This window comes from Collinsella aerofaciens (genome assembly GCF_040915545.1).
Taxonomy (GTDB): Bacteria; Actinomycetota; Coriobacteriia; order Coriobacteriales; family Coriobacteriaceae; genus Collinsella; species Collinsella aerofaciens_BE.
In genome coordinates this window covers 61,120-76,616 of sequence record NZ_JBCPDH010000007.1, presented here as the reverse complement: position 1 = coordinate 76,616, position 15,497 = coordinate 61,120, and the positions used below count along the sequence as shown (strand labels likewise).

The following is a 15,497-nucleotide window of genomic DNA, read 5'->3' as shown; positions in this document are numbered from 1 at the left end:
GTCGCAGCCCCGACCCGCGGTCACGAGCGGGGGCTCCTGTCGTTTCCGTGCCCTCGGATTGGGTCATAGTGTCTGTCGTGGCCGGGGGAGTGAGTCTTCCATTCTTTTCGCCTCATTGGTCAATCCGCCCCAGGGGGCTCGAACCCGAGAGGGAGCGAGCATTTTTTTGGAGCGTGGGTGGGGCGTTGTTTGTCGCGAATGTCTGCCTTGGGCGTATCATCGTGGACATCTCGCAAACCTCGTTGCAAGGGAGATATGCCCCATGGCTACAGAAATAACCTCTTCGCGCTCATGGATGTCCGATGCCGCGATCTATCAGATCTACCCGCGCTCGTTTAAGGATTCGACTGGTTCGGGTCTGGGCGATATCGCGGGCATTACCCAGCAGATGGACTATCTTGAGCGGCTGGGTATCGAGGCCATCTGGCTGAGCCCGTTTTACCCATCGCCTCTTGTTGATGGCGGCTATGATGTGGCGGACTACTGCGATGTCGACCCACGTCTCGGCTCGCTTGACGACTTTGATGACATGATCGCTGCGGCTCACGCGCACGGCATCAAGGTCATCGTCGACATCGTGCCCAACCATTCGTCCAACCAGCACCCCTGGTTCAAAGCCGCTCTTGCCGCCGGCCCCGGATCGCCCGAGCGCGCCCGTTATATCTTCTGCGATGGTCGCGGCGAGCACGGCGAGCTGCCTCCCACCAATTGGAATGCCAACTTTGGCGGCCCCGCCTGGACGCGCGTCGCGGACGGTCAGTGGTATCTGCACATGTTTACGCCCGAGCAGCCGGACTTTGACTGGTCGTGCCCCGAGGTCCATGCGTTCTTTTGCGACGTCCTGGCGTTTTGGAGCGATCGAGGCGTCGATGGCTTTCGCATTGATGTGGCGCACGGTCTCGCCAAGGATCTCGACCGCGATGACCTCGACCGGTGGCATCTCGCCGAGGGCGATGACATGGTTGAGGACGGCACCCATCCGCTGTGGGACCGCAACGAGGTCCACGAGATCTATCGCGAGTGGCGCCGCGTGTTCGACCGCTATGATCCGCCACGCAGCGCCGTTGCCGAGGCGTGGGTGCTGCCCGAGCGCCAGTATCTCTACGCGCGTCCCAGCGAGCTTGGCCAGACATTCAACTTTGAGTTTGCCAAGGCCACTTGGACCTATGATGACATGCACGCTGCAATCGAGGAGGGCTTGAAGGCAGCTATAGAATCCGATTCCGCCTCGACCTGGGTGCTCTCCAACCACGACGTGCCGCGCGTGGCGACGCGCTATGCCCTGCCGCAGATCAAGGCGACGCGCTACCACCAGATTGCGCTCGACTGGCTCTTACGCGACGGGTCGTCTTATGACGAGGACCGTGAACTTGGCGAGCGCCGCGCGCGGGCGGCCCTTTTGCTCGAGCTGGCGCTTCCGGGCGCGGCATACGTGTATCAGGGTGAGGAGCTCGGCCTTTTTGAGGTGGCTGACATTCCGTGGGCTGCACTCGAAGATCCCACTGCGACCAATACGCACGGACCGAAGCGCGAGAAGGGGCGAGACGGCTGTCGTGTGCCCCTGCCGTGGGTGGCGGCGGACGATCCCGCGCGGGGCGGATCGTTTGGGTTTTCACCGGCGGACGCCGATGCGGCGCCCCATCTGCCGCAGCCTGCATGGTTTTCCGATTACGCTGCCGATAGGGAAGAAGCGGACCCGACATCGATGCTTGCGCTCTATCGTGACGCCCTCTGGCTGCGGCGCAAGCTGCGCGGGTGCGCCAACGATCTCGCGTGGCTCGATCTTGACGGGCGCACCGGCCTTGCGGATGGTGCCGAGGGCGCTGAGGGCGGCGTCATCGCCTATCGCCGCGACAACGGCTGGACGTGTGTGACGAACTTCGGTGCAGCACCCGTGGAGCTGCCGGCGGGCAGGGTCCTGCTCACCTCATCACCGCTTGCAGACGGCAGGCTCGCGCAGGACAGTTCTGTCTGGATCATGCTCGCTGAGTTGTAGGGGCCTCTTGCGGCGAGTTTGCGTTTGCCTGCGCCTTACGTGGTGGCTGATGTCTTTGCGAGGTTCGCGAGGGCGTCGCAAAACTTTTCAAAAAAAGTTCTTGCATAGGATGCGGGTATCACGTAAGATTAATCCTCGTAAGCGGACATGGCTCAGTTGGTAGAGCACAACCTTGCCAAGGTTGGGGTCGCGGGTTCGAGCCCCGTTGTCCGCTCCATTTGGGCGTTTAGCTCAGGGGGAGAGCGCTTCCCTGACACGGAAGAGGTCAGAAGTTCAAATCTTCTAACGCCCACCAAATGTTCGCAGCTCAGAGGCTATGTCCTCTGGGCTGTTTTGTTTTGCCACCAAGCACGCCGCCAAATAAGCCGCCAAATATTGATCCAAGGTCTGTACGCGATGGTCTTCGCATCCCGTAGAGGTGCCGGCAGATTGCATACGTCCTGGCCGATCGTGACCGCAACATGTTGGTCAAGCATAATCTTTTGGATTCTTTTGGCGTGAGCGGCTTGGTTTTGGTAGGATTTGTCAGCGGCGCGGTTGAGGGGGTTTCAAAACTGCCGTGCAGGTAGTCGAGCTGATAACGTTTTAGCACTCTGCCAAGAGCCCTTCATTTTTAATGCGTCTGCAAAATGACTAATTGCTTTGACCTGCTGAAACACTATATGTTGTGTTTGACCTAAAAAAAGAATACAGGATATAGATGCCTCTTTGTCGTATGATAGATGGCGGACAGAGAACGAAGACCTTAACTGCCTCTTTTGAACGTGTCCTTGAGCCGCTTGATCGGCTCCTGGGAATGTCCGCATGGAGGCTTATGGTTTATCGAGAACACAGATTGCGCGACGGCGCCGCAAGACAGGGGCACGCCCTGCCGGGCATCGTTTGGCTCTGAAGCGCAATGAGACTACGACGCGAAAGAGGCAAGAGGATGAAGATCATCAAGCGCAGCGGCACCGAGGTTGTCTTTGACATCGATAAGATCGTCAATGCCATCCGTGCCGCAAACTTGGAGGTCGAGGAGAGCTCTCGTCTTACCGACCGCCAGGTGGTTTACGCGGCACAAAACGTCGCCGAGGCATGCGAGAACGCGGGCCACACTGTTTCGGTCGAGGAGATTCAGGATTTGGTCGAGGACGAGATCATGCGTCTCGACTGCTACGAGGTTGCCCGCCACTACATCATCTATCGCTATGTTCAGAGCCTGAAGCGCCAGAAGAACACGACCGATGACAAGATCCTGTCGCTGATCGAGTGCAACAACGAAGAGGTCAAGCAGGAGAACTCCAACAAGAACCCGACCGTCAATTCCGTTCAGCGTGACTACATGGCCGGCGAGATCTCCAAGGACCTGACTCAGCGTGTGCTGCTGCCCCAAGAGATCGTGGATGCCCATAATGAGGGCCTGATCCATTTCCACGATTCGGATTACTTTGCCCAGCACATGCACAACTGCGATCTGGTGAACCTGGAGGACATGCTCCAGAACGGCACTGTTATCTCGGGTACGCTGATTGAGAAGCCGCACAGCTTCTCGACCGCCTGCAACATCGCGACGCAGATCATCGCCCAGGTTGCTTCCTCCCAGTACGGTGGCCAGTCGATTTCGCTGACCCATCTTGCCCCGTTCGTCGAGGTGAGCCGTCAAAAGATTCGCGGCGAGGTCGCCCGCGAGCTCGAGGAGCTCGGCGTTTCCGCATCTCCCGAAAAGGTCCGCGAGGTTGTTGAGGACCGCCTGCGTGACGAGATCCGTCGCGGCGTTCAGACGATTCAGTATCAGGTCGTGACCCTTATGACCACGAATGGCCAGGCGCCGTTCGTGACGGTCTTTATGTATCTCAATGAGGCCCGTACGCCCCAGGAGAAGCACGACCTTGCCATGATTGTGGAGGAGACGCTTCGTCAGCGCTATGAGGGCGTTAAGAACGAAGCCGGCGTGTGGATCACCCCGGCGTTCCCCAAGCTCATCTACGTGCTCGAGGACGATAACGTTCACGAGGATTCCCCGTACTTCTACCTGACCCAGCTGGCTGCCAAGTGCACTGCCAAGCGTATGGTGCCCGATTACATCTCCGAGAAGAAGATGCGCGAGCTCAAGCTGTCTAAGGGCGAGACCGCCGGCAACGGCGATTGCTATACCTGCATGGGTTGCCGCAGCTTCCTGACGCCCGACCGCTCCGGTAACGGATTTAACAACGTGGCCAACGCGCTGAACTATGACCCGAACAAGCCCAAGTACTACGGTCGCTTTAACCAGGGCGTTGTGACCATCAACCTGCCCGATGTCGCGTTGAGCTCGCATCAGGACATGGATAAGTTCTGGAAGATCTTCGACGAGCGCCTTGAGCTGTGCCACCGCGCCCTGCTGTGCCGTCATGAGCGTCTGATGGGTACGCTTTCGGATGCCGCACCGATTCTTTGGCAGTACGGTGCCCTCGCCCGCCTGAAGAAGGGCGAGACGATCGACAAGCTGCTCGTGGGCGGTTACTCCACCATTAGTCTGGGTTATGCCGGCCTGTATGAGTGCGTCAAGTACATGACGGGCCACAGCCACACCGAGAAGGAGGGCACGCCCTTTGCCATGGCTGTCATGCAGCGCATGAACGACAAGTGCGCGGAGTGGAAGGCCGAAAGCGATATTGACTTCTCGCTGTACGGTACCCCGCTTGAGTCGACGACCTACAAGTTCGCCAAGTGCCTGCAGCGTCGTTTTGGCATCATCCCGGGCGTGACGGACAAGGGCTACATCACCAACAGCTATCACGTCCATGTGTCTGAGGAGATCGATGCCTTCGACAAGCTTAAGTTTGAGGGCATGTTCCAGCGGCTTTCGCCGGGCGGTGCTATCTCCTACGTCGAGGTTCCCAACATGCAGGACAACCTTAAGGCTGTCATTCGCGTGATGCAGTACATCTACGACAACATCATGTACGCCGAGCTTAACACCAAGAGCGATTACTGCCAGGTGTGCGGCTACGACGGTGAGATTAAGATTGTCGAGGATGACGGCAAGCTGGTGTGGGAGTGCCCCAACTGCGGTAACCGCGATCAGGAGAAGATGAACGTCGCCCGTCGTACGTGCGGCTACATCGGTACCCAATTCTGGAACCAGGGTCGAACCGAGGAGATCCGCGACCGCGTGCTGCATCTCTAATTACCATCCCAGGCCGCCCCGTAGCGAGGCCCCGGACCTTTACTCGCTATTTCGGACAGTCCTGGCTCACGACGGAGGCGCCACTGGCGCCTCCTGTTCGTGCGGAACTCATATCGAGCAAAGGTCCGGGGCCTCGCTACGGGGCGGTCAAGTTGACGTAGCTGAGATGCAGCATGAGGCCTGCTCACTCCTCGAAGTTCTTAGCGGAAATGAGTTGACTTGCAACAACGCTTTGCTTGCGAAGTCGGTTGAGCTGCAACTCAGTATTTATTAGACCTCGAACCCTATACTCGATGTTCGCTTTGTTCACCGAGTATCGCTCGCGAGGGGTCTGGAGTATATCGTCCCGCCCGCAGTTCTGCAGCGAGCGCAGCGAGCGAAGCTGTTTGAGGACGGGATGATATACTCCAGACCCCCAGAAAGGTTACCTATGAACTACGCGAACATTAAGTATTTCGACATTGCTGATGGAGAAGGCGTTCGTACTTCTCTGTTTGTGAGCGGGTGCCGTCGTGGGTGCAAGAATTGTTTTAACTCTGTCGCGTGGGACTTTGCTGCGGGCGAGCCGTTCGATAGCGCCGTCGAGGACAAAATTATCGAGAGCCTCGATCATCCCTTTATCGATGGTCTGACGATTTTGGGCGGCGAGCCTATGGAACCTGAGAATCAGGCGGGGCTTGTCGACTTTATCGAACGCGTGCGTGCGGCCTATCCATCGGGGTCGGGAAAGACTATTTGGTGCTTTACCGGCGATGTGCTCGAGGAGCTTATGCCGGGCGGTCGTCATCATACCGAGGTGACGGACCGCATCCTTACCTGTCTTGATATGTTGGTGGACGGCCCGTTTGTTCAGGACCTGTACGATATCACGCTGCGCTTTAGGGGCTCGAGCAATCAGCGCGTGATTGATATGAACGCTACGCGCGCCCGTGCTGAGCGCGAGGGCGTTGTGCTTTGTGATGCGGTTGAACTTTGGCGTGATGATCCGGTCTATTCGACCCATACTATGTAGCTTGTGGTCGATGCCGAAGAGCGTGGTACCATAGCGCGAACGCAAAATCGGAAAAGTGAGGCCCAGATGGTCGATCAGGAAAAAGTCGAGGCCGCCATTAAGCTGTTGCTTGAGGGCATAGGCGAGGACCCAACTCGTGAGGGCCTGCTGGAGACCCCGGCGCGCGTTGCCCGTATGTATGGTGAGATCGCCGGCGGTATGGACCAGAGTGCCGAAGAGCACCTGTCCAAAACCTTTGCCGTCGCCTCGAACGACTTGGTTATCGAGCGCGACATCACGTTTTACTCGCTGTGCGAGCATCATCTGCTGCCGTTTTATGGCAAGGCTGCGATCGGCTATATCCCTAACGGTCGCGTGGCGGGTCTGTCTAAGCTCGCTCGCACGGTTGAAGTCTATGCCCGTCGTCTGCAGCTGCAGGAGCAGCTGTGTGCGCAGGTTGCCGACGCTCTCATGGATTATCTCGCTCCCCAGGGAGCGATTGTGCTCATGGAGGCTGAGCATATGTGCATGACCATGCGCGGCGTGCAAAAGCCCGGCACCAAGACCGTGACGCTCGCTCGCCGCGGCGTCTTTGAGACCGATCCCGCGCTCGAGGAGCGGTTCTTTAGGATGCTGGGCCGATAGCATGAGGGTCGTCAACGACTTTACATCGAAGACCGATGAGGGGACGTCGCGTCGCGGCTTCATGGCTTCGGGCCTGGCCCCCTTTGGTGCCATGCCTCGCATTGATTACATTTGTGCCAACGGGCTGTTTCGGCGGCACCTGGGCAACATTGCGCAGTTGGAATCGGGGCGCATCTTCTGCCGCCACGGTATTGACCATCTGCTCGATGTCGCTCGCATTATGTGGATCAAGAATCTCGAGGAGCAGCTCGAATTTGACCGCGAGGTCATCTACGCCACGGCACTTCTTCACGATATCGGCAAAGATGAACAGTATGAATCGGGTATATCCCATGATGTTGCAAGCGAGCGCGTCGCTGATGCAATTCTCGGCGGCATGCCCGATGACGTGGCGTTTGAGCCGGCCGATGCCGCAGCCATTAAGACGGCCATTCTGGGCCATCGAAAGCTGCGCGTGAACAGCCAACCGCTTGAGCGTCTGCTCTATGCGGCCGACAAGGCCTCGCGCGCCTGCTTCGCATGCCCCGCGCGCAATGCTTGCAACTGGAGCGATGATAAAAAGAACCTGTCGATTCGCGTGTAGTTAGTTTGCGCGGTCGGGGTTCTAAACGAAGGAGACGATCGCGATGAGTAACAAAAAGCTGCCCGAGAATGCAACCAAGACTGAAGGCGCCGAGCTCGCCCGCCGTGGCAGGGGCGAAATATCCACCGCAACGGCGGTGCCCCACGTGAGCTATGACGATCTGCGCCATGCCGACCGTATTGTCATTGACGGGCTTGAGGTTTTTGCCAACCATGGTGTGTATCCCGAGGAGAACGCGCTGGGCCAGAAGTTCATCGTGTCCTTGGTGCTCTATGCCGACCTGCGCGCTGCGGGGGAGCACGATAACCTGGACGCCTCGATTGACTACGGCTCGGTGTGCCACGATGTCGATGGCTATCTGCGCGAGCATACGTTTAGGCTCATCGAGGCGGCAGCTGAGGGTACGGCCCAGATGCTGCTGCGCCGTTATCCCTCGCTGCTTGGTGTGCGCATCAAGCTCGATAAGCCTTGGGCGCCCGTCGGTCTTCCCCTGGCAAGCTGCGGTGTCGAGATCGAGCGCGTGCGCTAACCGGTACTAATATGTCTCTATGGGTGGCTGCTTGAGCCGCTGGGACAGTGCTCTATTGTTGGGGCAGTATGTGTCGAGCAGGACGTGGAACCGCTGGTTGTGGCTTGGCTCGAGCAAGTGGACGAGCTCGTGGGCGACAACCATGTCGAGGCATTCGATGGGATAGGCGGCAAGTTCGCGTGCGATGCGAATGGCGCCGGATTTGGGAGTGCATGAGCCCCAACGCGTTTTCATGCTGCGTACGGAAACGCGAGAAACGGCGACACCCATTGCGATTTCGTATGCGTGCACCATATCGCGCAGCGCCGATGTGACTTCGGACGTATAGAGCTGGTCGATGTGGGCTTGGAGCTCACCGGACGTTAGGCCGTCGAGGGCCGTGCACTGCTTTGCCTGCGCGCGCCCACTTGGCTCATCGGTACCCATAAAACTTGCGAAGGTGGCCTGTTTGGGTCGCGGTGCGGGTGATGCAAAGTTGTGATCGAGTGCATCCTGTACCGTGATGGGCTTGCCCCAAAGCGCAATGATGGACGAGGGACTGAGCGGCTCTTGCGCTGTCGCCTGACGTTGCTCACGTTGGGCAAGTCGGCTGATAATCCAGGCGCTGTTGCGCTTCACAAACGCTTCGATGCGCTCGCGGCTGGCGTCGAGCGGTGCGCTGGCGTGGACCTCGCCGCTCGATGTGACGCGTAGGTTAAAGTTCTTGACGCGCTTTTTGGTAACGACGACGGGGATGAGCGTTCCATCCGGTCGGGATGCGGAAATCGTAAATTGCTGCGTCAAATGTGATCCTTCAGATTGGGGACGGGCCGGCATGTCGACCGCTCGGCATGCCGGCCCGCTCAAGGGATGTGAAATTAATAACGCTCAAAGAAGGCAAGCGCGTTGTCGCTGCAGAGCTTTTGCATCACGGTCTTGCCAAAATGCTTGGAGAGCATGTTCTGGAACTCGGGCATCATACTGGCATCGGAGAGGAAAGCGGGCACCGTGGCACCGTCCCAGTCGCCGCCGAGCGCGATGACGTCCTCGCCGCCCAGGTCGAGCCAGTGCTCGATATGTGCCGCTAGCTGGTCGAAGGTGACGTCTGCGGCGGTTTTGTCGGTTGCGTCGTTGGAAAGGAACTCGCTGCAGTAGTTGAGGCCGACGATGCCGCCCATGTCGCGAATGGTGCGGAACTGGTCGTCGGTGAGGTTGCGCTTGACGCCGCAAACCGCACGGGAGTTGGAGTGGCTGGCGACGAACGGGCGCGTGGCGTGGGCGACAACCTCGTCAAAGCACTCGTCGTTGAGGTGGGAGACGTCGAGCACCATGCCGGCGTGCTCCATCTGCGTAAGGGCCTCGATGCCGGCGGCGGTGAGGCCGGCGTGGGTGTCGTGGCCGCTCGCGAGCGACCCCTGCGCGTTCCAGCTGAGTGATGACATGAGTACGCCCAGACTCTTGAGCACCTCGATCAGCGCGGGGTCCTCGGCAAAGAACGTGGCGTTTTCGATGGTGTGGATGCAGGCGACCTTGCCGTCTTTGAGCGCAGGGCGAATGTCTGCCGCGCTGCGTACGTTGACCATGCGGTCGTGGTTGAGCATTGCCTGGCCGCTCATATGCGCCATGATCTGCGCCTGGAAGCGCGCGGCGTGGGCGGTGGGAATCTCGTCGGGGACAAACGTGGCGAAGCACTGTGCCCACGGCGTGTTGCCGATCTTTGCGAGCGAGATGGCGCAGGCGTTGCCCTCGATGAGGTCGAAATCTTGCGGATGCGTTTCGTCGCCGGGGAAATAACCGTCGGTACCGGCGGTAAAGCGCAGGTCGAGATCGAGCGTGGCCCAGCCGATGCGGTCAGCGGTGTCGCAGTGTAGGTCAAATACGGGATATGCCATGGTTCCTCCGGTTGCAGCGTTTCTTTGCAAACTGTCTTTGAATTGTATGACTAGGGTATAGTTAGCGCCATATGTTCATGGCGGCCCGCGTTGTGCGCCGCCCTTATCACGGAGGTTACCATGTCCAACCAGGGCAAGAAGGTCAAGACCCATTATCGTGGCACGCTCGACGACGGCACGCAGTTCGATAGCTCTTACGATCGCGGCGAGCCGCTGGAGTTCACCTGCGGCGCCGGTCAGATGATCAAGGGCTTCGACGCCGCTGTTGTCGACATGCAGGTGGGCGAGAAGAAGACCGTGCACATTCCCGCTGCCGATGCCTACGGCGAGCACAATCCCGAGATGGTCCTGACCTTCCCGGCTGAGCAGGTCCCCAATATCGAGCAGATCGAGAAGGGCATGAAGCTCTTCCTGTCCACGCCGAGCGGCATGCCCGTCCCCGCCGTGGTCATAGACGTGACGCCCGAGGCCGTGACGCTCGACGCCAACCACGAGCTCGCCGGCAAGGATCTCAACTTTGATATCGAGCTCGTCGAGGTCGAGGACTAGAGTATGCCTGAACGCTTGGTTTTGACGACATGCTTGGGAAATCTCAACGATCCGTCCTATGAACTCCTGCTTCGCCGGGAGCTGGGCGGTGTCTTTGAAGTTGACGAGCTGTTGCTCGATTGGGACCAGGTTGATGCATGCGCGTTTGTGGGCGTGACGGAGCTGGGGCGCACGGTCGATATTCGGCTGGGCGCTGCCGATGGCGATTGCCTTGCCGATGGCGATGTGCTTGTCATCGACCGTTCGGGCATGGTGCCCGTGGCGGTTGTCGTGCGCCTGCGCAGTGCCGAGGTTTATTTGGTCGAAGTTGACCGCATGGACCCGATTGCGCTCGCGCATGCGTGCTGGGAGATCGGCAATATGCACGCGCCGCTTTTCCGAGGCGATTCGGACGAATATACCGTGCGCATGTATACGCCGGTGCAGCCTGTTTTGGGCCGCATGCTCCGGGGCGTCGAGGGCGTTCGGCTCTCGGTGGTTACCCGTGAACTCGATGCGGACCGGCGCTTTGCGTCGAGTGCGGCGGATGCCGTTGTGAGTATGGCTCCAGACTTTACGATCGTAAAAAAGGCGCGCGGTTAACGTGCGTATGAGTAAGACGGACTTTGAGAGGCAGCTATTCAAAGTCCGTCTTACTGTTGATGAGGTGCTTTGGGGGAAAGCATATGGGTCTTGAGGGAATCAAGCTGATTGCATGCGATTTGGACGGCACGTTGCTGCATCCGGGGGAGCGCGAGCCGCGTTCCGAGGCTTTTAAGCTCATCGACGAGCTGCATCGTCGCGGCATCGTGTTTATGCCGGCGAGCGGTCGTCAATATGCGAGCTTGCGCTACCTGTTTGCCCCGGTGGCCGATGAGCTCGCCTATGTATGTGAAAACGGAGCCCTAGTGATGAGCGAGGGGCGTGCCGTTGTCAAGCGTTCCATGGAGCGTAGCCTTGCTATGGATATCGCGAATGCCGTGGTTGCGTATCCCCATGCCGACGTGACCCTTTCGTGTGAGGGACACCTCTACACCATGAGCGGCAACGATGCGTTCGTCGACCATTTGCGCTATGAGGTCCACTGCGATGTGGCGGTGGTCGACCGCCCCGAGGACATCGACGAGGACGTCATTAAGATTGCCTTCCAGACGCCCGAGGTGAATCAGCCGGCGGCGCTGGAGTATTTCGAGCGCCTCTTTAGCGACCGTGTCGACGTGATGACGTCGGGAACCGAATGGACGGACTTTATCGGCTTTGATTCGGGTAAGGGTTCCGCGCTTGCCGATTACGGTCGTGCCTTGGGTATTTCGCCCGATGAGATGATGGCATTTGGCGATAACGAAAACGATCGCGACATGCTCAACGTCGTGGGCCATCCCTATCTGATGGAGAACTGCAACCCCACAATGCGCGGCATCAACGACCGCGTCCGTTACGTGCGCACAGTCGAAGAAGAACTGCGCCGTCTGCTCGCCGTGTAGGTTTTCGGGACATCCTAGAAATCTACTTTTTGCTGCAGCGTGCGGAAAGGTGGATTTTAAAGCATGTCCCAAACATCTACCGGCAGTCGGGGCAGAGACCCTCGAAGATGGTGTAGTGCGACGTGACGTGCCAGCCGATTTGCTCGGATGCCTTGGCGTCGAGCTGGGCATCGAAGGGGAGTGGTACGTCGATGACGCGGCTGCACGAGGTGCAGATGATATGCGCATGCGGCTCGATCGTGCGATCGAAGCGGCTGCCGCCCGGCGTCTTGATGGAGAGAATCTCGCCGGCGTCGGCCAAGAGATTGAGGTTGCGGTAGACCGTGCCGCGGCTGATTTTGTCATCCTGCGCGCGCACGACGTTGTAGATTTCGTCGGCGGTGGGATGGTTATAGCTTTGGCGCACGGCGTCAAGAACCAGCTTTCGCTGCCTGGTATTCCTTCTTTGCACCGCCATGCGCCTCGCCTCTTTTCTATCAACGGTCGTAGGTAAATGATACCGTATTTAGCACACAATACTAATAACGAGGCGTGAAACCGTCTTCATTGGCAAGTGGGGCTCGGGCCTGGGCGTCTATGAGGCGAAAACGCGTTCCCATACGCTCGTAGGAGGCATGAAGCGCCTCGAGATGAGATAGGATATTTGCCGGAGCCCCCTGTATCTCCATCTCGACTGAGCCGTCTTCCATGTTACGCACCCAGCCGGTGAGCGCGCGTGCCTGCGCGAGGTTGGTGTTGGTAAAGCGAAAGCCAACGCCCTGGACTTGCCCCGCCCAGCGCAGGAAATAGCGCAGGGGAGTGTCTTGAGTGGCCTCGTCGCTTGCGAGCACAGTAAGCCTGCGGCGCAGCTCGAGCTCGACGTTTGATGGTTTTTGAGGCTCTCGACTGCCGCCGGTGACGCTGGAGAAGAACGTATCGAAGAGGCCCATAGCTATGCCTGCTTGCCTGCGTCGGCCGGGAAGGTTATGCCGGCCTGCTGGCGCACGGCATCCATGATGCGCAGTGAGACGAGTGTGACATCGCGGTAGTGGCCAAGCTCGTGGCGTCCCGCCGGGGTCTCCCAAATCTCTTCCTTAACGTTATCGATGCCGCCGATGGCGGTGATAAAGTCTGTGAGTTCGTATTCCATAGTGTTGCTCGATTTGGGCAGGTCGAGCACGCGGCCGTTGTCTCCCTGTTCGCGCGGTGCCTCGGTCGCCGTGCCGCGTACGACGTCGCCGCGATAGTCGATGCGGACGTTGCGGGGCGTGGACAGATGGTCGATCTGGATAGTGCCACGCTCGCCTTCGATCTGCGAGGGCAGCAGGTCATTCGTAATTTTGGAGTGCGCGAGCTCGACGGAGATACGGCCACCGCCGTAGCTGGCGAGGATGGAACCGCAGCCATCGATGGGGCCGTGCGTGAGCTGTCGCGTGGTGGGATCGAGCAGAGTGGTCATGCTCGTAAGGCCGGAGGGCATGCCAAAGATCTCGACCATGGGCTCGACGGTATAGACGCCAATGTCCATGAGGGAACCCGATGCCATATTGCAGTCGAAGATATTGGTGGCGCGTCCCGCGAGAATCTCGTTGTAGCGCGAGGAATACTTGCCAAAGCGCAATGAGGCGCGGCGGATGGGGGCGATCTCGCCCAGGGCGTCCTCGATGGCGTGGAAGGCGGGATCGTGGAGGGGACGCATGGCCTCGAGGGCCACGACACCTGCTGCCTCGGCAGCGCGGAAGACTTCCAGCGCCTGCGCTTCGGTGGCGCAGAAGGGTTTCTCGACGATGACGTGCTTGCCACCGGCGATGCAGGCAAGGGCCTGCTCGTAGTGAAGTGCGTTAGGGCTGCCGATATAGACGGCGTCGACGTCGGCGGCTGCCGCGAGCTCATCGAGTGAAGTAAAGTTTCGCTCGCCACCGCGCTCGGCGGTAAAGGCGGCACCGCGATTGGCATCGCGTGAAAGCGTGCCCACAAACGCGGCTTGATCGTTGGCGTTGACGACTTGGATAAAGTCGTTGGTGATCATGGATGTGCCGATGGTCGCGATGCGCAGCATACGTCCCCCTTGCGTTGTTTGGTCTACAGGATGAGTGTAGCGCGTGGGGATATAAAGCTGCGCGAAAACGCTATTACAGGTCGCTCTCGTTAAAGCCGGCGTCGATATCGAGGTTGCTGCCGTCGGCCGCCGTGGTGGCGAGCTCATCGCAGCGCTCGTTGAGCTCGTGGCCGGCGTGACCCTTAACCCAGATGAACTCAACCTTGTGCTTGCTTTTGGCGGTGAGTAGGCGCTCCCACAGGTCGCGGTTCTTGACGGGTTGCTTGTTGGCGGTTTTCCATCCGCGCTTTTTCCAGCCGTCGATCCAGTGCTTGTTAAAGGCGTTGACGACATACTGCGAATCGGAATGGACTTCGACCTCGCAAGGGCGGTTGAGCGCCTCGAGCGCCACGATGACCGCCATGAGTTCCATGCGGTTGTTGGTGGTCTTGGCGTAGCCGCGCGAAAGCTCGGAGGTGAAGGTCTTGCCGGCGGGGTTGGTGTATTTGAGCACGGCGCCGTAGCCGCCGCGTCCCGGATTTGATCGGGCCGAGCCGTCGGTGTAGATGATGACCTTCACGGGCTTCCTTTCGTTGAGTGCATTTCATGTGAGTGACCATTGTAGCGCCATGCCCGCCGGGGGCCAGCAATCTACGATTTCTACCCCGTCTTCCGACTGTTAGTTGGCATGGATGATGCGGTTGAGCTCGTCGAGGTATTGCTGCAAGAGGAGAGAGGGCTTGCGCTCGTCGTGCATGATGTAGCCAACGTGCATCGTTGGGGCGTCTGCTAGCGGGATCGATGCCATGCCCCATTGCATTTCATTGGAGAGGACACCGGTCGACAGGGTGTAACCGTTCGACGTGATAAGTAAGTTAGTAAGTGTTCCGCGGTCTGAGATTCGTATGTTGCGGTCGCAAGGGATATAGCTAAAAGGTTCCTCGGCGTAATAGAAGGAGTTTGAGGTTCCCTGCTCAAAGCTGTAGCGCGTATAGGGCGTGAGGTCGGCAAGGGACAGTTGCGGGCGGCGTGCGAGCGGGTGGCGCTCGCTAACGAAGACGTGGACCGTCGCGTCGAATAGGGGATGGAAGCTTGCGCGGGCATCGGCGAAGGCCTTCTGCAGAACGCGGGCGTTAAAGTCATCCAGATACAGAATGCCGATATCGCTGCGAAACGCACGGACGTCATCGATGATCTGCGATGTGGTGGTCTCGCGCATGATGAACTCGAACTTGCTGTCGCGGCAGCGCTCGACTACGTTGACAAAGGCCTCGACCGAAAAGGCGTAGTGCTGGGCGGAAATGGCGAGGCGGGCTTGCGGGGTGCCACCGTCCTCGTAGCGTGCCTCGAGCATGTCGGCCTGCTCTACGACCTGGCGCGCATAGCCCAAAAGCTCGGTGCCGTCGTTGGTGAGCGTGACGCCGCGGCTGGAGCGCGTAAAGATCTCCAGATGGAGCTCTTGTTCTAGGCTTTTGACGGCGTTTGAGATGTTGGACTGAGCGGTATAGAGGCGCTGAGCTGCGGCGTTGATTGAGCCGGACTCTGCCACGGCGATCAGAAAACGAAGCTGCTGGAGGGTCATCGGTGCCCGTCCTTTCGATAGCTATCTAAAAAACCGATAACAGGTTAGCGCTTTTAAGTGATTGACCAAGCGAAACAATGCTCGTACTATTCAAAACACACAAAGGCGGTAGGTAATTAA

The 15,497-nt window shown here is 59.0% G+C and carries 16 protein-coding genes and 2 tRNA genes; 11 read left to right on the top strand and 7 right to left on the bottom strand.

The window, feature by feature from the left end; translation table 11 throughout:
- The first annotated feature begins 262 nt into the window (after positions 1-262).
- From AB5202_RS04140 to folB, 8 genes are all read left to right on the top strand, one after another.
- Positions 263-1,996, top strand: a complete 1,734-nt coding sequence (locus tag AB5202_RS04140; RefSeq protein ID WP_368143579.1) for a glycoside hydrolase family 13 protein — start codon at positions 263-265, stop codon at positions 1,994-1,996.
- 141 nt (positions 1,997-2,137) lie between these two features.
- Positions 2,138-2,213: transfer RNA gene (locus AB5202_RS04135), tRNA-Gly, on the top strand.
- A gap of 3 nt (positions 2,214-2,216) precedes the next feature.
- A tRNA-Val gene (locus tag AB5202_RS04130) sits at positions 2,217-2,291 on the top strand.
- Positions 2,292-2,924: 633 nt separating this feature from the next.
- Positions 2,925-5,147 (top strand): anaerobic ribonucleoside-triphosphate reductase, encoded by a 2,223-nt coding sequence (nrdD, locus tag AB5202_RS04125; RefSeq protein ID WP_368143580.1) that lies wholly within the window; start codon positions 2,925-2,927, stop codon positions 5,145-5,147.
- Positions 5,148-5,577: 430 nt separating this feature from the next.
- Positions 5,578-6,159 (top strand): anaerobic ribonucleoside-triphosphate reductase activating protein, encoded by a 582-nt coding sequence (gene nrdG / locus AB5202_RS04120; protein ID WP_368143581.1) that lies wholly within the window; start codon positions 5,578-5,580, stop codon positions 6,157-6,159.
- Between the two features lie 66 nt (positions 6,160-6,225).
- Positions 6,226-6,783, top strand: a complete 558-nt coding sequence (gene folE / locus AB5202_RS04115; RefSeq protein WP_022094399.1) for a GTP cyclohydrolase I FolE — start codon at positions 6,226-6,228, stop codon at positions 6,781-6,783.
- A 1-nt stretch (position 6,784) separates the two neighbouring features.
- A complete protein-coding gene (locus tag AB5202_RS04110; protein WP_171021502.1) occupies positions 6,785-7,366 on the top strand; it encodes an HD domain-containing protein in 582 nt (193 codons plus the stop codon).
- A 43-nt stretch (positions 7,367-7,409) separates the two neighbouring features.
- Positions 7,410-7,895: a dihydroneopterin aldolase gene (gene folB, locus AB5202_RS04105; protein WP_368137473.1), complete on the top strand. Its 486-nt coding sequence runs from the start codon at positions 7,410-7,412 to the stop codon at positions 7,893-7,895.
- A 6-nt stretch (positions 7,896-7,901) separates the two neighbouring features.
- On the opposite strand, the gene AB5202_RS04100 is transcribed toward folB, so the two are convergent.
- Positions 7,902-8,678: a M48 family metallopeptidase gene (locus tag AB5202_RS04100; RefSeq protein ID WP_368143582.1), complete on the bottom strand. Its 777-nt coding sequence runs from the start codon at positions 8,676-8,678 to the stop codon at positions 7,902-7,904.
- A gap of 74 nt (positions 8,679-8,752) precedes the next feature.
- A complete protein-coding gene (locus AB5202_RS04095; protein ID WP_368143583.1) occupies positions 8,753-9,766 on the bottom strand; it encodes a dipeptidase in 1,014 nt (337 codons plus the stop codon).
- Positions 9,767-9,886: 120 nt separating this feature from the next.
- On the opposite strand from AB5202_RS04095, the gene AB5202_RS04090 reads away from it, so the two are divergent.
- From AB5202_RS04090 to AB5202_RS04080, 3 genes are all read left to right on the top strand, one after another.
- Complete coding sequence (locus AB5202_RS04090) at positions 9,887-10,315, top strand: FKBP-type peptidyl-prolyl cis-trans isomerase (RefSeq protein ID WP_117817160.1); 429 nt, start codon at positions 9,887-9,889, stop codon at positions 10,313-10,315.
- A 3-nt stretch (positions 10,316-10,318) separates the two neighbouring features.
- Entirely contained in the window at positions 10,319-10,897 is a 579-nt protein-coding gene (locus tag AB5202_RS04085) for an urease accessory protein UreE (protein ID WP_368143584.1), read from the top strand.
- An 83-nt stretch (positions 10,898-10,980) separates the two neighbouring features.
- Entirely contained in the window at positions 10,981-11,778 is a 798-nt protein-coding gene (locus AB5202_RS04080) for an HAD-IIB family hydrolase (RefSeq protein WP_368143585.1), read from the top strand.
- Positions 11,779-11,854: 76 nt separating this feature from the next.
- Here AB5202_RS04080 and AB5202_RS04075 read toward each other — a convergent pair whose 3' ends face one another.
- From AB5202_RS04075 to AB5202_RS04055, 5 genes are all read right to left on the bottom strand, one after another.
- Positions 11,855-12,235 carry a Fur family transcriptional regulator gene (locus tag AB5202_RS04075; RefSeq protein ID WP_172677978.1) on the bottom strand — a complete coding sequence of 127 codons (381 nt, stop codon included), beginning with the start codon at positions 12,233-12,235 and terminating at the stop codon, positions 11,855-11,857.
- Positions 12,236-12,296: 61 nt separating this feature from the next.
- Entirely contained in the window at positions 12,297-12,707 is a 411-nt protein-coding gene (locus tag AB5202_RS04070) for an acylphosphatase (RefSeq protein ID WP_368143587.1), read from the bottom strand.
- A 2-nt stretch (positions 12,708-12,709) separates the two neighbouring features.
- Positions 12,710-13,816: a Gfo/Idh/MocA family protein gene (locus AB5202_RS04065; protein ID WP_368143588.1), complete on the bottom strand. Its 1,107-nt coding sequence runs from the start codon at positions 13,814-13,816 to the stop codon at positions 12,710-12,712.
- A gap of 73 nt (positions 13,817-13,889) precedes the next feature.
- Positions 13,890-14,375, bottom strand: coding sequence for a ribonuclease HI (gene rnhA / locus AB5202_RS04060; RefSeq protein WP_089572983.1), 486 nt, complete (start codon positions 14,373-14,375; stop codon positions 13,890-13,892).
- 99 nt (positions 14,376-14,474) lie between these two features.
- Positions 14,475-15,377 (bottom strand): LysR family transcriptional regulator, encoded by a 903-nt coding sequence (locus AB5202_RS04055; protein ID WP_055251412.1) that lies wholly within the window; start codon positions 15,375-15,377, stop codon positions 14,475-14,477.
- Positions 15,378-15,497: the final 120 nt, after the last annotated feature.